The sequence below is a fragment of the Streptomyces sp. NPDC002788 genome (assembly GCF_053592115.1).
Map to the genome: position 1 here is coordinate 164,895 of NZ_JBSFVB010000013.1, position 15,165 is coordinate 180,059.

General features: G+C 70.8%; 12 protein-coding genes and 2 pseudogenes. 6 read left to right on the forward strand and 8 right to left on the reverse strand.

The features are described 5' to 3' along the window. The first annotated feature begins 52 nt into the window (after positions 1-52). Positions 53-829, forward strand: a complete 777-nt coding sequence (locus tag ACWD1U_RS24360) for a hypothetical protein (RefSeq protein ID WP_451110475.1) — start codon at positions 53-55, stop codon at positions 827-829. Between the two features lie 132 nt (positions 830-961). On the opposite strand, the pseudogene ACWD1U_RS24365 reads toward ACWD1U_RS24360, so the two are convergent. Beyond that, positions 962-1,132, reverse strand: a pseudogene (locus ACWD1U_RS24365) (LacI family transcriptional regulator); the annotation flags it as partial. Between the two features lie 56 nt (positions 1,133-1,188). Between ACWD1U_RS24365 and ACWD1U_RS24370 the strand changes: the two are divergent. Beyond that, positions 1,189-1,845, forward strand: a pseudogene (locus tag ACWD1U_RS24370) (transposase); the annotation flags it as partial. A 1,728-nt stretch (positions 1,846-3,573) separates the two neighbouring features. Here ACWD1U_RS24370 and ACWD1U_RS24375 read toward each other — a convergent pair. Further along, positions 3,574-3,822, reverse strand: coding sequence for a hypothetical protein (locus ACWD1U_RS24375; RefSeq protein ID WP_451110477.1), 249 nt, complete (start codon positions 3,820-3,822; stop codon positions 3,574-3,576). A 321-nt stretch (positions 3,823-4,143) separates the two neighbouring features. On the opposite strand from ACWD1U_RS24375, the gene ACWD1U_RS24380 reads away from it, so the two are divergent. Further along, positions 4,144-4,515, forward strand: a complete 372-nt coding sequence (locus ACWD1U_RS24380; protein ID WP_451110479.1) for a low affinity iron permease family protein — start codon at positions 4,144-4,146, stop codon at positions 4,513-4,515. A gap of 270 nt (positions 4,516-4,785) precedes the next feature. Here the strand turns inward: ACWD1U_RS24380 and ACWD1U_RS24385 are convergent, their stop codons facing one another. From ACWD1U_RS24385 to ACWD1U_RS24395, 3 genes are all read right to left on the reverse strand, one after another. Continuing rightward, on the reverse strand, positions 4,786-5,193 hold the full coding sequence (locus ACWD1U_RS24385; protein ID WP_451110481.1) for a hypothetical protein: 408 nt from the start codon (positions 5,191-5,193) through the stop codon (positions 4,786-4,788). Between the two features lie 63 nt (positions 5,194-5,256). Continuing rightward, positions 5,257-5,961, reverse strand: a complete 705-nt coding sequence (locus ACWD1U_RS24390) for a TIGR03943 family putative permease subunit (RefSeq protein ID WP_451110483.1) — start codon at positions 5,959-5,961, stop codon at positions 5,257-5,259. Further along, positions 5,958-7,016, reverse strand: coding sequence for a permease (locus ACWD1U_RS24395; protein WP_451110485.1), 1,059 nt, complete (start codon positions 7,014-7,016; stop codon positions 5,958-5,960). The genes ACWD1U_RS24390 and ACWD1U_RS24395 overlap by 4 nt, the downstream gene beginning before the upstream one ends. 182 nt (positions 7,017-7,198) lie before the next feature. Between ACWD1U_RS24395 and ACWD1U_RS24400 the strand changes: the two genes are divergently transcribed. Beyond that, positions 7,199-9,100, forward strand: coding sequence for an NAD-binding protein (locus ACWD1U_RS24400; RefSeq protein WP_451110487.1), 1,902 nt, complete (start codon positions 7,199-7,201; stop codon positions 9,098-9,100). A 160-nt stretch (positions 9,101-9,260) separates the two neighbouring features. Here the strand turns inward: ACWD1U_RS24400 and ACWD1U_RS24405 are convergent, their stop codons facing one another. After that, on the reverse strand, positions 9,261-11,126 hold the full coding sequence (locus ACWD1U_RS24405; RefSeq protein ID WP_451110489.1) for a prolyl oligopeptidase family serine peptidase: 1,866 nt from the start codon (positions 11,124-11,126) through the stop codon (positions 9,261-9,263). Positions 11,127-11,228: 102 nt separating this feature from the next. Here ACWD1U_RS24405 and ACWD1U_RS24410 point away from each other — a divergent pair, with 102 nt between their 5' ends. Both ACWD1U_RS24410 and ACWD1U_RS24415 read left to right on the forward strand, forming a co-directional pair. Then, the gene (locus ACWD1U_RS24410) at positions 11,229-12,044 is read left to right on the forward strand and encodes a class I SAM-dependent methyltransferase (protein ID WP_451110491.1); all 816 of its coding nucleotides are present in this window, start codon (positions 11,229-11,231) and stop codon (positions 12,042-12,044) included. Positions 12,045-12,231: 187 nt separating this feature from the next. Further along, the gene (locus ACWD1U_RS24415; RefSeq protein WP_451110493.1) at positions 12,232-13,026 is read left to right on the forward strand and encodes an SURF1 family protein; all 795 of its coding nucleotides are present in this window, start codon (positions 12,232-12,234) and stop codon (positions 13,024-13,026) included. Between the two features lie 228 nt (positions 13,027-13,254). Here ACWD1U_RS24415 and ACWD1U_RS24420 read toward each other — a convergent pair whose 3' ends face one another. Together ACWD1U_RS24420 and ACWD1U_RS24425 are read right to left on the reverse strand one after the other, a co-directional pair. Beyond that, positions 13,255-14,292 (reverse strand): hypothetical protein, encoded by a 1,038-nt coding sequence (locus ACWD1U_RS24420; RefSeq protein ID WP_451110495.1) that lies wholly within the window; start codon positions 14,290-14,292, stop codon positions 13,255-13,257. Between the two features lie 116 nt (positions 14,293-14,408). Beyond that, positions 14,409-14,984: a SigE family RNA polymerase sigma factor gene (locus ACWD1U_RS24425; RefSeq protein WP_451110497.1), complete on the reverse strand. Its 576-nt coding sequence runs from the start codon at positions 14,982-14,984 to the stop codon at positions 14,409-14,411. Positions 14,985-15,165 lie beyond the last annotated feature (181 nt).

A 15,165-nucleotide genomic window follows, 5' to 3' on the forward strand; every position in this document is an offset into this window, starting at 1 on the left:
CGCCTCGAAAGACCCGCCTTGATGACTGCGAACGCTGGCATGATGCGCGCTCATGAGAACGAGAGATGACAGTGACGAGGCGTACGTAGTCGGCTTGTGCAACCAGGTGCTCGGCGAGACCGCACTGACCCAGCACAAGTTCGACTGGCTGCAGGGCGACCCCGGTACGGGCGGCCGACGTGCCAAACTGCCGGTCGACGCCTACTGGCCCGGCCACCAACTCGTGGTCGAATACCGGGAACTCCAGCACGACCAGCCCATGCCCCACTTCGACAAGCCCGACAGGCTCACTGTCAGCGGCGTCCACCGGGGCGAGCAGCGGGCGTTGTACGACGCCCGGCGTGATACGGAGATTCCCGCGCACGGACTGCGGCTGATCGTGATCCGGCCGGCCGACCTCGATGCGGACGGTCGCGGACGACTGCGCCGTAACCAGGAGACGGACCTGGCTGCGCTGAGGAGGATCCTGGCACGCCACAGCGACGAGGACCGGGTCACCGACGCCTTCCGTACGTGGCTTCGTGCCGAGGGCTGGACGCCGGTTGATCCCACGGACCGTTGGACTGATCTTGAAGCCGTGCGTGGCGATGAGCGGCTGATCTGCGAAGCCAAAGGCCGCACCAGTGAGAAGGGAATCGACGCCGACATCGCCTACGGGCAGTTGCTGCGGCGGATGACGAGCCAGGAACCCCACACGCGGTACGCGCTGGTGGTGCCGTCCGCGTCCGTGAAGGCCATCGAGCGCGTTCCGGCGCATGTTCGCAAGCTGTTGCGCATCGACGTGTACGAGGTGACGGACGACGACGTGGTGCGCCGACCGTCGGCATAGAGGGGTTCCCGTCTTAGACCACTCCTCTCCGCCCCCATCGGATCTTTGGTGACCGTACTCCATTCTCGTGCCTTCCGCCGAGATCGGAAAAGCGGGCTCCGTTCGGGGTAATCGGAGCCCGTCTCCCGACCATCAGGCCATCGTCGTGGCACGAGCGCGCAGCAGCCGATCGAGTACGGCGACCGGCGAGCGCGGGTACAGGCTCCGACGGGCGTCCAGCGCCGACTCCCACTGCCCGGTCAGGCCGCCCTTGAGACGCTCACGCATGCCAGGGGTCACGTGGGCGTAGCGTGCCGAGACTGATCGATTGGTCACCGAGCAAGACCGGTGTTCGCAGCACCGGCCGGGAAGGCACGTCCGTGCTCAGCGTAGTGAACGACGACGGCAGCACCGCCAACGGCTCCTCCCTGATCGACGAGATCGTCCGGGAGGGCGCACGAAAGATGCTGGCCGCCGCGCTGGAGGCCGAAGTCAACGCCTACATAGCCGAGTTGGCTGATGAGCGCGATGAGCGTGGCCGTCGCCTGGTTGTGCGCAACGGCTACCACCAGCCCCGGCAGGTCACCACCGCGGCCGGCGTGATCGAGGTGAAGGCACCGCGAGTCAACGACAAGCGCGTCGACGCCGAGACGGGCGAGCGCAAGCGGTTCTCCTCGGCGATCCTGCCGCCCTCGTGCCGCAAGTCCCCGAAGATCGGCGAGGTGCTGCCGCTGCTCTACCTGCACGGACTGTCCTCCGGCGACTTCGTGCCCGCCTTGGAGCAGTTCCTCGGCAGCTCGGCCGGGCTCTCCCCGGCCACGGTCACCCGGCTGACGACGCAGTGGCAGGCCGACCACGCCGCCTTCATGGACCGCGGTCTCTCGGAGGTCGACTTCGTCTACGTGTGGGCCGACGGCATCCACCTCAAGGTCCGCCTGGAGGAGACCAAGGCGTGCGTGCTCGTACTCGTCGGCGTGCGTGCCGACGGCTCCAAGGAGCTGGTCGCGCTCAAGGACGGCTACCGCGAGTCCGCCGAGTTGACAATTGCTCGAAGCGTCGAAGGCCGCAGCCCAGGGACAGCCGCGGCCGATTCACCAAGACCGGCATGCCGGTCTGGCTGGGCGTCGTGGTGGTCGTCATCCTGCTGTACGCCTACGCCCGCTAACATCGACGGGGCGCAGACGGACCACGACTCGCACCACAACCGCACCAGATCGAAGCGGGAAACAGCGGGGAATCCAGGTGAAAGCCACCGAAGTCGACGAGGCACCATCCGGCGTTCCTGCCCAGGTCAGCGCCCGAGGCAGTTTCAACAGATCGCAGCTTCCCAAGCTCAGGGCTTCGGCCACCGGATACGCGGTGGCCACCTGACGCGTGATTCTGTAGCTTGCCCACATGACCGACAACCGAAGGGGCAATGCCGCGTAGGCGCCCGTCAGCCCTGCGGGGCGACGTCTCTATCCGCCCCTGGAGGCGGCTACGGTACCCGTTCATTGATCGCCTTTCAGGATCTTGCACAGCTGACCTGCGTCGGCTAGAGCGGACCCGCTTCTGGCCCGAAGCCACAGAAGAAGCGTTCTGGCACTGGCAGGCCTATGCCCATGGCCCCCTGAGACAACTTGTAGACCCACTCACAGGTCCCGATTGCGGCATCCCTGAGTGCGGGTGTTACGGCGCCGGCTTCCGCGAGCACCTCGAAGCCGTGCTTCACGCACTGCCCAGGAAGAGCGCGCGTGAGTTGCGCGCCCTCGTGTGGGCCCTCGACGGGAAGATTCTGGCAAGGGCCAAGGTCATCCCGGCTGACAGCCTGGATGTGCCATGGTGGCGAGGTCAGCTCTAGGACCATGGGCGGCCGCCTTGGTTTCCGTCTCATTCAGCCCCGTTCATGGCCGTTCAGGCGAGACCCTCAGCCGTCCCCGCGTCGACAGCCAGTCGCCCATGAACCCAGGTGAACGCCCCCGCACACAGCCCGCCACCCCACCAACACAGTTGGAAAATCGTGTTGGGGCAAACCTGCACGTGATCGTGTGTCGAATCCTCGGCGATGTCCGAACAGCCACAATGAAGGTCCCGACCGCTCAGCGCGGCCGGGACCTTCGTCATTGCCTGTCGGTCTGGCTCGCGAATCCGAAGCGGTCGATCAACTCGCGCTGTGACGGGAGCTTGTCCCCCGGCTTCATCTTCTTGATGTCCTCGCGAACTCCATCCCGCCCGGCCGGCGCCGGGAAGATGTTGTGCGGGTCGACAGCAGACGGGATGGGAGCTGGGGAGGGTGGTGGGTGAGGAGGATGATGCCGCCATGTCAGATGAATCGAGACGCCCCCTCAGCGAGCTTCGTCAAGGCGACACGGTCCAAGCCACAATCACCAGCCACCAGCCATGGGGGCTCACGGCGAAGCTCAACGGATACGAACCCGTAGGGGCCTCACTGGACGTGATTCGCCGCGGCGGCGAGCCAGGCGTGCAGCGACTCACCCAGGAGCTGCCGCCTGTCGGGGCGACCATCGACCTCGTCATAGGCGAAGTACGTACGCATCACCACAAGCCTTGGATATGGGTGGATCTCACGGCACCTGGCCATGGCGAAGGGTGACCCAGGCCCGGGCGAAGGGTGACTGTGCCCCCCTGCGTTCCCGAACGTGCGGGAAGCCACGAGGGACCACGGTCACGAGCGGGCAGCACACACGAAACGGACCCTGACCGTCTTGCCTGGTCAGGGACGTTCTCACTGCTCATCGCGTGGAGGAGGGATTCGAACCCACTCTTCAGGATCTCCTGGCGAGGGACGCGGCCCGGCGGCGCAACCCCCAAGCCCTGAACCGGCCGCTGCCGAAGATGCCGACACCGACGGAGAGGGCGAGCAGCACGGATGAGGGCCCGACGCCAAGGGAGACCGAGTGGTGCCCGGCTGCCAGCGACAGCAGAAACATGATCAGCATGAGGGTCGCTGCTGCCACGGCGAGAAAGACCGCCAATTCGGCCCACCACATCGCCCGTGTTGGTCGAGTCGTCACGACGTCGTTGTACACCCGTGCCACAGAGCCCACAAGGCAGTGATCACGGCGTCCTTCGATCGCGAACTGGAAAGGCTATGCCCGCACCCGGAGGTCCCACCACCCGACGCTGGCCAGAGGCCACGTAGGAACGTTCCTATGTGGCCTTCGTCCATCTGCGGGGGCAAACAGGGGGCCACGAACTTGATCAGGCCATCGCGTCGTCCTCTGCGTACCCTTCGCCGCGTAGGGACCGACTCCCGCCGAACCCGTGGGGATGGTCCGCGTCCCGGCCGGGCGTGGCAGCCTCGGGCATGCCGCCGTCCGCTGTAGAGAATGGCCATGATTCTCAAGCATCCGTCCGACCGCGGAGGCTCGCGGAGCAAGCCGTTCGAGAGGCTGGCCGAGAATGCCTCACGGTTCACCAGTTCGGCGACGTTCTTCGGGATCTGCCTGATCCTGGTCGCCGTGGCTGTGACGTTGCACGTGATCCGCTTGCCGATCACGTGGCTTCTGTTCGTGGGCGAGGCGATGTCGGCGGTGACCCTGCTCATGGTGGCGCTGCTGAAGAACTCCGAGCTGCGGGCCGAACGCGCCGTCCAGCACAAGCTGGACGCCATCGCGGCGGCGCTGTTGGAAGGGCAGGAGGGCGGCGGCCCCGGAGAAGCGCACCGGAAGCTGCGGTCCGTCCTCGGCGGGGAAGCGAACTCTTGATGCGCCCGGTTCCTCGCACGCTTCCCCCGCTTCGTGACCTTTCCGGGCCGATTTAACGCCACAGGCAGACCTGTCCCTGGCCACCTGAGCTGACAGCGGAGGTAACGCTGCTACCCGGCTCCTCCCTGGGCCGCCCCAACTCGGACGAGGGCAGTAGGGACATCGCCCGCTGCGGCTTCAAGGCCTGTGGGCGGTCGACGCCGGTATTCGGCATCGGTGGTGTCACTCACGGCCCATCGTCCAAAGGAACGGTGGACAGTGCCCGTTCCGCTAGGACAGCAGCCCGGCCAGCGTCCCCGCCAGGGTGAGGGTGAGGAACGCGGCGCCCCAGGCCATCGCCAGGCGTGTGCGGCGGTACTTGGTCCATGCCGTGCGGGTGAGAATCTCCGGGCGGGTCACGTCGGCGGTGTTCGGGCGGGGCCGCCCGGCCAGGCTCAGGAAGACCAGGGACGGGGCGCAGGCCGCGCAGCCGGACCAGAGGAGGAGCTGGGGGAGCACGGCGTACTGGGCGGGTGTGATGACGCCTGCGGTGATCGCGCCGAGGAGGGCGGTCAGGGCCGCGCCGAGCGCCGCCAGGGTCAGTTCGGCTCTGCTGTCGGCCTTCGCCAGTTCCTTGCGGGCCTCGGTCAGGAGCGTCCGGTCGAGTTCCGCCGCGCGCTCGCCCTCGAGTGTGGTCATAAGTCCCCCTCGCTGATCAGCGGCTCATTCGAGTACCCCAAAGGGACTGTTCCACACCGGAGTTCAGCCGTTCAGCGTCTCGTCGTACGGGTCGTGCGGTGTGGGGACCGGGCGTGAGCTGGTGACCTCGACGTACGGGATCGGGCCGTCGTTGACCGGGTCCTTGGTCCGGCGGGGTGTGTAGTGGCCGGTGACCTCCAGCCAGGTGTCCGGGCGCAGGACCGGCGGGATGTCGCCGGTGAGGGCGATCTTGACGGGCTGCGCGTCCGCCGCGCAGCAGTTGAGGCCCATGCGGACCAGGTAGGGGGCACCGGAGCGGTCGAGCGCGACGAAGCCGGTGATCTTCAGTTCGCGGTCACGGAGGGAACGGCCGTTGTCGTAGATCGCGCGGCCCGCGTAGTCGGCAACGGCGAGGTGGAGGGGGTCGCCGGTGGGGAGGGCCGGGAAGCCGAGGGGTTTCGTCAGGGCGGTGCCCGTGTGGGACGCGCTGTAGGAGCCGAGGGCCGGTGGGGAGACCAGGATCAGGGCGAAGACCGGGAGCGTGAGGAGCCATGAGACGCGGGGTTCGTGGTGGTGGGCGTGTGGGTGTGCGCGGCGGCGGTCGTACCAGAGGGTTGCCGCCGCCGTGGTGATCAGGACCGCGCCTGCCAGGAGGACCAGGGGGCGCAGGCCCTCCTTGACGTAGCGCAGGTAGAGGTCGGTCGTGCCGGCGTGCAGGAGTGTCGCGCCGAGCAGGAAGAGGAGGGCCGACTGGGCCAGGCGGTTCACAGCAGGACCGTTCCGGTCAGGGCTGACACGAGCACGGCCAGGGCGAGGGTCGCGGGGGCGAAGCGCAGGGCGAAGGCGCGGCCGAAGGTGCCCGCCTGCATAGCGAAGAGCTTCAGGTCGATCATGGGTCCGACGACCAGGAACGTCAGACGGGCCGTCAGGGAGAACTGGGTGAGGGACGCCGCGACGAACGCGTCCGCCTCCGAGCAGATGGACAGGAGGACGGCCAGAGCCGCGAGGACCAGGACCGACAGCACCGGGTGGCCGGCCGCCAGGCTCAGCCAGTCCGCCGGTACGACCGCCTTCAGTGTCGCCGCGGCCATCGCGCCGATCACCAGGAAACCGCCCGCGTGTGTCACGTCGTGGCGTACCGAGCCCCAGAACGCCGCCCCTCTGCCCTGGTCCTCGTACGACGTCCTGGCCGGGGGACGCAACCAGTCCGTACGGCCGACGCGGTGCCAGAGCCAGCCCATCGCGCAGGCCACCAGCAGGCTCGCGACGAAACGGGCCAGCACCATCTCCGGGTCGCCGGGGAACGCCACGGCCGTCGCCGTCAGCACGATCGGGTTGATGGCGGGCGCCGAGAGGAGGAACGCCAGGGCCGCCGCCGGAGTGACCCCCCTGCGGACCAGGGCCGCGGCCACCGGCACCGACGCGCACTCGCAGCCCGGCAGGACGGCGCCCGCCGCGCCCGCGACCGGTACCGCGAGGACCGGGCGCTTCGGCAGGGCCCGGGCGAAGAACGACGGCGGGACGAACACCGCGATCGCCGCCGAGAGCAGCACGCCCAGCACCAGGAACGGCAGCGCCTGGACCATGACCGCGACGAACACCGTCATCCAGCTCTGCATCACCGGTGCGGCCAGGGCCCCGCGGATCGGGCCCTGGAACATCACCGCCGTGAGCAGCAGGAGCGTCAGCAGGAGCGAGGAGTTGAGGTGCCGGCCCTCTTCCTCCGGGCCCCGGCTCTCGTCCTCCGGCCTCCCGTCCTCTTCCTCCGGACGGCCCGCCGGGTTGTCCCCGTTCTCCCGCGGGGCGGTCTTCGTGGTGGCCACGGGCGCCGTACCTCCGGTGGTGCGCGGGGGCATCCCCCATTCCCTCCCCATGCGTACGGAAGCGGACGGCCGGGCGTTCAGGCGCCACCGTCCCCTTCTGGAACCAGCCGTCCCGGTGAGGCAGTCTTCTCCTCGTGGGGAGTGTTCCGAACCAAGGTCAGCCAGGTCATCCGGCCACGCACATGATCGTGTGCGGAGACGACGGACTCGCGCACCGGCTGGCCGCCGAACTCCGGGGGGTGTACGGCGAACAGGTCACGCTCGTCGTGCCGCCCTCCGGGCGGCGGGTGCGGCAGCCGGTGGTCGGACGGGCCCGGGCCGCATCGGCCGCCCTGCTCGACCGGGTCGTGAACGCGGCCGTCAACCGCGCGGGGGCGGGCGGCGCGGAGCCGGCCTCGAACGAGCAGGTCGTGGAGGCCGCCGAGGTCACCGAGGCCGTGCTCGGCGAGGTGGGTGCCGACCGGGCGGCAGCTCTGGCACTCGTGTACGACGACGACGAGACCAACATCCGCGCCGCGCTCACCGCCCGCCGGCTCAACCCGCGTCTGCGTCTGGTACTGCGGCTGTACAACCGGCGGTTGGGGCAGCACATCGAGGAACTGCTGGACCAGACGGCGGCCGTGGCCTCCGGGACCGGGCCGGGCGGCGGGCCTGGCTTCGACGCGTCGACGACCGTGCTGTCCGACGCCGACACGGCCGCGCCGGCGCTGGCGGCCACGGCTCTCGTCGGCACCAGCAAGGTCGTCCAGACCGAGGGGCTCGTCCTGCGGGCCGTGGAGCGGCAGCCGCCACGGCCGGGCGAGGTGGCCGACCCGGGGTTGTGCACACTGGCGCTGCTGTCCGCGACGAGCAACGACCCGGCCGGGGCGGACGGTTCCGAGGGCAGCGGTGAGAACGGGCCGCAACTGCTGCCGGGCGAGGCGGCGGTGGCGGCGGCGACCGGGCGCGGGACCGTGGTCCTGGAGCAGGTGTCGTACTCCGGGCCGTCCCTGCCCGCCGGGCGGGGTGGCGTGCCGCCGTTCGGCTCGCTGTTCTCGCGGCGGCTGAGGTGGTCACTGGCCGGGCTGGTGGGGTGTGTGCTCGCGCTCGCCGTCGCGTTGATGATCGTGACCGGGGAGCATCCGCTGTACGCCACGTACGTCACGCTGCTCGATCTGTTCGGCATCAACGATCCCGCGTTCCACGAGTCGACCGGGCAGCAGGTGCTGCAACTGCTGTCCGGGCTGGTCGGGTTGCTGCTGCTGCCGGTGCTGCTGGCGGCGGTGCTGGAGGCACTGGGCACGTTCCGCAGCGCGTCCGCGCTGCGCAAGCCCCCGCGGGGGCTCGGTGGGCATGTGGTGCTGCTCGGGCTCGGGAAGATCGGGACGCGGGTGCTGACGCGGCTGCGGGAGCTGCACATTCCCGTGGTGTGCGTGGAGTCCGATCCGGAGGCGCGGGGGATGGCCACCGCGCGGCGGCTGCGGGTGCCGGTGGTGCTCGGGGATGTCACGCAGGAGGGGGTGCTGGAAGCCGCGAAGATCCATCGGGCGCATGCGCTGCTGGCGTTGACCAGCGTGGACACGACGAACCTGGAGGCGTCGCTGTACGCGCGGTCCGTACGGCCCGATCTGCGGGTCGTGCTGCGGCTGTACGACGACGACTTCGCCACCGCCGTGTACCGGACGCTGCGGGCCGCACATCCCTCGGCCCTGACGCGGAGCCGGAGTGTGTCGCATCTGGCCGCGCCCGCGTTCGCCGGGGCGATGATGGGGCGGCAGATCCTCGGGGCGATCCCGGTGGAGCGGCGGGTGCTGCTGTTCGCGGAGGTGGAGGTGGGCGGGCATCCGCAGTTGGAGGGGCGGACGGTCGGCCAGGCGTTCCGGGCCGGGGCCTGGCGGGTGCTGGCGCTCAATACGTCACCTCCTGGCGGGCGGCGGGGAGAGGACGAGCCCTCTGGTGAGGAGCGGGTGCCGGCTTCGGGGCTGGTGTGGGATCTGCCGTCGACGTATGTGCTGGGGGCGGAGGACCGGGTGGTTCTGGCGGCTACGCGCAGGGGTTTGGCGGAGCTGCTGGGGCGCAGGAGGCGGGAGCGGACCGGGGCGTGAACGCCGAGCCGTGGGCAACGTGGCTCGGCGTCACGAGGTGCCCGGTGTGCGGCCGGGGCCGGGTGGACGGGCCACGGGTTGCGGAGCAACCCGTGGGGCGCGGGGAACTGCGCGATCAGTCACCGGGCACCCGCACCGCCCGACCCCACGCACTCCCGAGCTACCGGGCCTTGGGCCTCTCCTTCAAGTGCCTCTCGGCGAACTCCAGTTCCAGCCGCACCTGCTTGATCCGTTCGTCCACCACCAGTGAGCCGTGACCGGCGTCGTAGCGGTACACCTCGTGGACGGCGCCTGCCGCCTCCAGTCGCTTGACGTAGTTCTCGATCTGGCGGATCGGGCAGCGCGGGTCGTTGACGCCGGCCGAGATGTAGACCGGGGCCTTGACCCGGTCGACGTAGGTGAGGGGGGACGAGGCCTCGAAGCGCTCGGGGACCTCTTCGGGGGTGCCGCCGAGGAGCGTGCGGTCCATCGCCTTCAGCGCTTCCATCTCGTCGTGGTACGCCGTGACGTAGTCGGCGACGGGGACCGCCGCGATGCCGAGCGTCCACGCGTCGGGCTGGACGCCGAGGCCGAGGAGGGTGAGGTAACCGCCCCAGGAACCGCCGGTGAGGACGAGGCGGTCGGGGTCGGCGAGGCCGGAGGTGACGGCCCATTCGCGGACCGCGGCGATGTCCTCGAGTTCGATGAGGCCCACGCGGTGCTTCAGGGCGTCGGTCCAGGCACGCCCGTAGCCCGTGGAGCCGCGGTAGTTGACACGGATCACCGCATAGCCGTGATCGACCCAGGCCGCCGGGCCCGCGGCGAAGGAGTCGCTGTCGTGCCAGGTCGGGCCGCCGTGGATGTCGAAGACCGTGGGGAGCGGGCCGGTGGCGCCCCGGGGCTTCTGGACGAGCGCGTGGACGCGGCCTCCGGGGCCCTCCACCCACACGTCCTCCACCGGCACCGAGCCGGGCGACTTCATGCCGGGCGGGTCGAGCACGACACCGCCCGTCGTGGAGCGGACCGCGGACGGCTCGGCCGCCGAGGACCACAGGTACTCGACACTGCCGTCGGGGCGGGCCGTCGCCCCGGAGACCGTGCCGGGCGGCGTCGGGATCTCGGTCAGGGCGCGGCTGGCCAGGTCGTAGCGGAACAGCTCGCTGCGGGCCTCGAAGCTGTGCGCGATGAGCAGGCCGTTGCCGTCCGGGTACCACTCGGCGCTGACGTCGCCCGGCAGTTCCAGCGCCAGGTCCGTCTCCTCGCCGGTGGCCACGTCCCACACCAGGGGCTCCCAGCGACCGCGGCGCTGGTGGCCGATGAGCAGGCGCGTGTCGCCGTCGACGGGCGCGAAGCCGAGGACCTCCAGGCCCAGTTCGCGGGTGCCGCCCTCGGTGTCGTCGAGGTCGGCGACCGCCGTGCCGTCGGGGCGCAGCACGCGCAGCGCCGAGTGCATCGCGTCACCGTGCTCGGTGTGCTCGATGGCGATGAGCGAGCCGTCGTGGGAGAGGTCGCCGACGCCGGCCGACTCGCGGTGGCGGTAGATCTCCACCGGGTCCTCACCGGTGCGGACGAGGTGGATCGTCGTACCGTCCTCGTCCGTCGAGCGGCCCACCACCGCCGTACGGCCGTCGCGACCGAGGGCGAGGCCCGCCGGGTAGGAGGCGTCCAGGCCCTTCGCGGCCGGTTCGTCCTCACCGCCCGTGAAGGGCTGGCGGCGCCAGATGCCGAACTCGTCGCCGTCCTTGTCGTCGAACCACCAGATCCACGCGCCGTCCGGTGACACCACGCCGTCCGTCGTGCCGTTCGGCCGGTCCGTCACCTGGCGCTGCTCGCCCGTCGACCGGTCCCAGGCATACAGCTCGTACGTCCCCGTCGCGTTCGACACGAACAGGGAGCGGTCCGGCGCGTCCTCCGCCCAGTCGGGCAGGGACACGCGGGGCGCCCGGAAGCGCTTCTCCCAGTCCGGCATCCGCTCCCGCTGCCCTGTCCGCACCCCTTGCTGCTGGTCCCGCTGATCCCGCGCGTCGGACCCGTTGCTGTCAGTCATGGCCCCATAGTGCACGCCCTCGCCGACAATTCGCTGGCGAGGTCCCCAGCCTGTGGATAACCTCCACCGGTCCCCCCTCCGAGCAGGTCAGGAATGACACGGATGTACTCCCCCACCCCGGCCGACTGGTACGAGGCCAACCGCGCCCACTGGGACGAGCGCGTGCCGCTCCACGCGGCCGGCGACTTCTACGGCCTCGACTCCTTCCGGGCCGGTCATGACCCCCTGCGCGACTTCGAGGTCGGCGACGTCGCCGGCCGCTCGCTGCTGCACCTGCAGTGCCACATCGGCCTCGACACCCTGTCCTGGGCCCGGCACGGCGCCGTCCGCGTCGTCGGCCTCGACTTCTCCGAACCGGCGATCGACATCGCCCGCGGTCTCGCGCGGGACCTCGGTCTCGGCCAGGACCGGGCGGCGTTCGTCGCGGCGGACGTGTACGACGCGGCGGTCGCGGTTCCGGACGCCTCGTACGACATCGTCTACACCGGCGTCGGCGCGCTGTGCTGGCTGCCCGACATCGGGCGCTGGGCGGAGACGGTCGCCTCGCTGGTGGCGCCCGGCGGGTTCCTGTACCTGTCCGAGTTCCATCCGCTCACCGACGTCCTCGACGACGAGACCGGCTCACGGATCACGCACGACTACTTCGCCCGCGACGCCTGGATCGAGGAGAGCCCGGGATCGTACGCGGCCGAGGACGCCGAGTTCGTCCACAACCGGCGCGTGGAGTGGCAGCACCCCGTCGGCGAGGTCGTCTCGGCGCTCGCGGCGGCCGGGCTGCGCATCGAGTTCCTGCACGAGCACGATGTCTCGCTGTTCCGGCGGTTCGGGTGCCTCGAGCGGCGGGACGGGTACTTCCGCTGTCCGGCGGACCGGCCGCGGATCCCGCTGATGTACTCGGTGCGGGCCCGCAAGGGCTGACGGGCGGGTCATGAGCCGGGGCACACAGGCAAGGTGGGTCCTGAGCCGGAGGCCGGGTAGTGCAGCACCCGAAGACGCGACTGGCCGGGCGTTACCGGGCGGTCCGCCGACCGGACCGGTCCGGCGGCCCCGCCGCGTGGCCGACCCCGCGGGCCGGGGCTGCCCGACAGCCCCGTACCGTGGGGGTGTGTACCGGTTTCTGCTGACGCCCCGATGGTGGGGGATCAACGTCTTCGTGCTGTTGTCCATCCCCTTCTGCATCTTCATGGGGTCCTGGCAGCTGGGCCGGTTCGAGGACCGCGTGCAGGAACAGCGCACCGCGACCCAGCAGGTCTCCGAGGCCAAGCGCGAGGCGCCGCGGCCGCTCGGGGAGATGCTGCCGGTGACCAAGGCGACGTCGGGCAAGCTGGTCACCGCGACCGGACGCTACGGCAAGCAGCTGCTGGTGCCCGGGCGGGAGCTCGACGGCAAGCAGGGCTTCTACGTGCTGGCGTTGCTGCGGACCGACTCGGGTGAGGCGCTGCCGGTGGTCCGGGGGTGGCTGCCCGGTGCCACCGACGCGGCGAAGGCACCTGCGCCTCCCGCTGGTGAGGTCAAGGTGACCGGGGCCCTGCAGGCGTCCGAGACTCCGGGGGACAACGGGGTCAGTGCGCAGGGCGGGCTGCCGGAGGGGCAGACCGCGGCGATCAGTGCGGCGTCGTTGGTGAACCTGGTGCCGTACGACGTCTACGACGCGTGGGTCACGTTGACCAAGGGCGACTCGGGGATGAAGGCGGTGCCGGCTGCCGCGCCGCCGGACACCGGGCTGGACCTGAAGGCGTTCCAGAACCTCGGTTACACCGCCGAGTGGTTCGCCTTCGTGGGGTTCGTGATCTTCATGTGGTTCCGGTTGCTGCGGCGTGAGGTCGAGTTCGCGCGGGACGCGGAGCTGGGACTGGTGCCGGATGAGGAGCCCGTCACCGCGGACGCCGCCGCCAAGTGAGGCGGTGCCGTAGCTGAGCCGGGTGGGCGCAGCGGCACGACTCGACTCAGGAAGGGCGCCCCGCGGCGGATCGAAACGACCTGTGAAGGGCTCCCCCCGGCGGATCGACTGCCCGCGGCCAGGGCGCCTCCGGGGCGGATCGGCTGCCCGCGGCCAGGGCGCCCCCGGGCGGAGCGACTGCCCGCGGCCGGGCAGGCACGGCGGGACCAGCCGGCCGCAGCTGCACCGCTACGAGCCCGCCAGCACGCCCGTCCAGTAGACCGTGCCCGCGCACGCGTTCGGTACCGTCACCGAGCCGGCGCCCGAGCCCGTGCCGGGTGTGTAGGTCACCGCCACGCTGCCGTCGGCGGTGCCGTCCTCCGTGGCGAGCTGCGGGGCCGTGCCCGTGTCGCCGCCGGTGGAGGTGCCGTCCGTGGTGGTCGGCTCCTGAGACGGGGTCGGCTCGGAGCTGGGGTCGGGACCGCCGGTGCTGCCGCCGGGGGCGGTGCAGGTCTCCGACGGGACCCAGGCGAACTTCACCTCGTAACCGAGGCCCGGCTGGAGCACCAGCTCGGCCGCCTCCAGGGACGGGTCGGGCAGCAGACCGGCCGCCGCGTCCCCGGCGGTGTGCCGGGCCGAGCCGACCTTGCTGATGTCGGCCGCGCCCTGCGGCACCGCGCTCACCGAGCCGGGGCCGGTGACCGTACAGGCCGCGCCGGAGACGTTGGTGACGCGGAAGGAGCCGGAGACCGCGCCGGTGGAGTCGGGGGCGTTGCTGCTCGCGGAGGCGGGGCCGAGCTGGGCGGCGGTGCACGTCGGGATGCCGGCGACGGCGCTGGAGGAGGGGTCGGCGCCCCGGGACGCGCCGGTGGAGGCGCCGGAGCCCTTGCCCTCGTCCTTCTCCTTCTTGTCGCTCTTCTCCTTGCCCTCGGCCTTGCCGGAGGAGCCGCCCGCGGTGCTCTCGCCCCCGTCGGGGCCCTTGCCCCCGCCCGAGCCGCCTTGCGTCTCGGAGGCGTGACCGATGGCGGACGGATTGGCGTCGGATCCGGTGGCCTCGGAGACGTGCACCAGGGCGGGGACGGCGGTGCCGATGAAGAGCGCGGCGGCGGCCATGCCGATGACGGCCTGCCGCTTGCGGGTGCGCCGCTGCGGCACCGCCTTCCGCAGATACTCCAGGGTGCCGTCGCGCGGCTCCACCTCCTGCACCACCTGGTGCAGCATCCTGCGCAGGTCCAGCTCGTCAGAGTCGAACCCTTCGGGGCTCTGGTCGTCGGGGCCGTGGTTCACAGTTCCGTTCCCAGCGTGCGATTGCTTCGGATCTTGCCCGTGCAGCCTTGTCGGCTCGTGCCACTCGAACGGCTCGTGCCGGTCGCGCCCGTCGCGAGGCGGGCCGTTGCCGTTGCTCATGCCGGCGCCTCCATGGCCAGCCGGAGCGCGGCGATCCCGCGCGAGCCGTACGCCTTGACCGAGCCGAGGGATATGCCGAGCGTCTCGGCGACCTGCGCCTCGGTCATGTCCGCGAAGTAGCGCAGCACCAGCACCTCGCGCTGGCGGCGCTGCAGGCCCTTCATCGCCTTGATGAGCGAGTCGCGCTCCAGCTGGTCGTAGGCGCCTTCCTCGGCGCTGGCCATGTCGGGCATGGGCTTCGACAGCAGCTTCAGGCCGAGTATGCGGCGACGCAGCGCCGAGCGTGAGAGGTTGACGACCGTCTGGCGCAGGTACGCCAGGGTCTTCTCGGGGTCGCGCACCCGCTTGCGGGCGGAGTGGACACGGATGAAGGCCTCCTGGACGACGTCCTCGCAGGAGGCGGTGTCGTCGAGGAGGAGCGCGGCGAGACCCAGCAGTGAGCGGTAGTGCGCTCGGTAGGTCTCGGTGAGGTGGTCGACGGTCGTACCGGCCGCCACACCCTCTTCGGCGCCGTCGCGCTGGTTCGGTATGCGGGCCGGCCGCGCTGCGGGCACGGGCGCGATCACCGGCATGCCACCGGGCGTACCGGGCATGCGGGGTCGTAGAGCCGCCGGACGGGGCGGTCGAAGGACCGTGCCGCGTGCCGCGCTGAAGTCGAGTACCTCTGCCACGCCTGTTGGACACGCCGACCCCCGTGAGGGTTGTACGCGCCGGGCATCACTTTCACGCCGACCGTCGCCCTCGACGGTCTAC

What these genes read in the sequence shown, in the direction of transcription:
- ACWD1U_RS24360 (WP_451110475.1), top strand. Translation starts at nt 53, where the DNA reads ATGAGAACGAGAGATGACAGTGACGAGGCGTACGTAGTCGGCTTGTGC.
- ACWD1U_RS24380 (WP_451110479.1), top strand. Translation starts at nt 4,144, where the DNA reads ATGATTCTCAAGCATCCGTCCGACCGCGGAGGCTCGCGGAGCAAGCCG.
- ACWD1U_RS24385 (WP_451110481.1), bottom strand. Translation starts at nt 5,193, where the DNA reads ATGACCACACTCGAGGGCGAGCGCGCGGCGGAACTCGACCGGACGCTC.
- ACWD1U_RS24400 (WP_451110487.1), top strand. Translation starts at nt 7,199, where the DNA reads ATGATCGTGTGCGGAGACGACGGACTCGCGCACCGGCTGGCCGCCGAA.
- ACWD1U_RS24405 (WP_451110489.1), bottom strand. Translation starts at nt 11,126, where the DNA reads ATGACTGACAGCAACGGGTCCGACGCGCGGGATCAGCGGGACCAGCAG.
- ACWD1U_RS24410 (WP_451110491.1), top strand. Translation starts at nt 11,229, where the DNA reads ATGTACTCCCCCACCCCGGCCGACTGGTACGAGGCCAACCGCGCCCAC.
- ACWD1U_RS24425 (WP_451110497.1), bottom strand. Translation starts at nt 14,984, where the DNA reads ATGCCGGTGATCGCGCCCGTGCCCGCAGCGCGGCCGGCCCGCATACCG.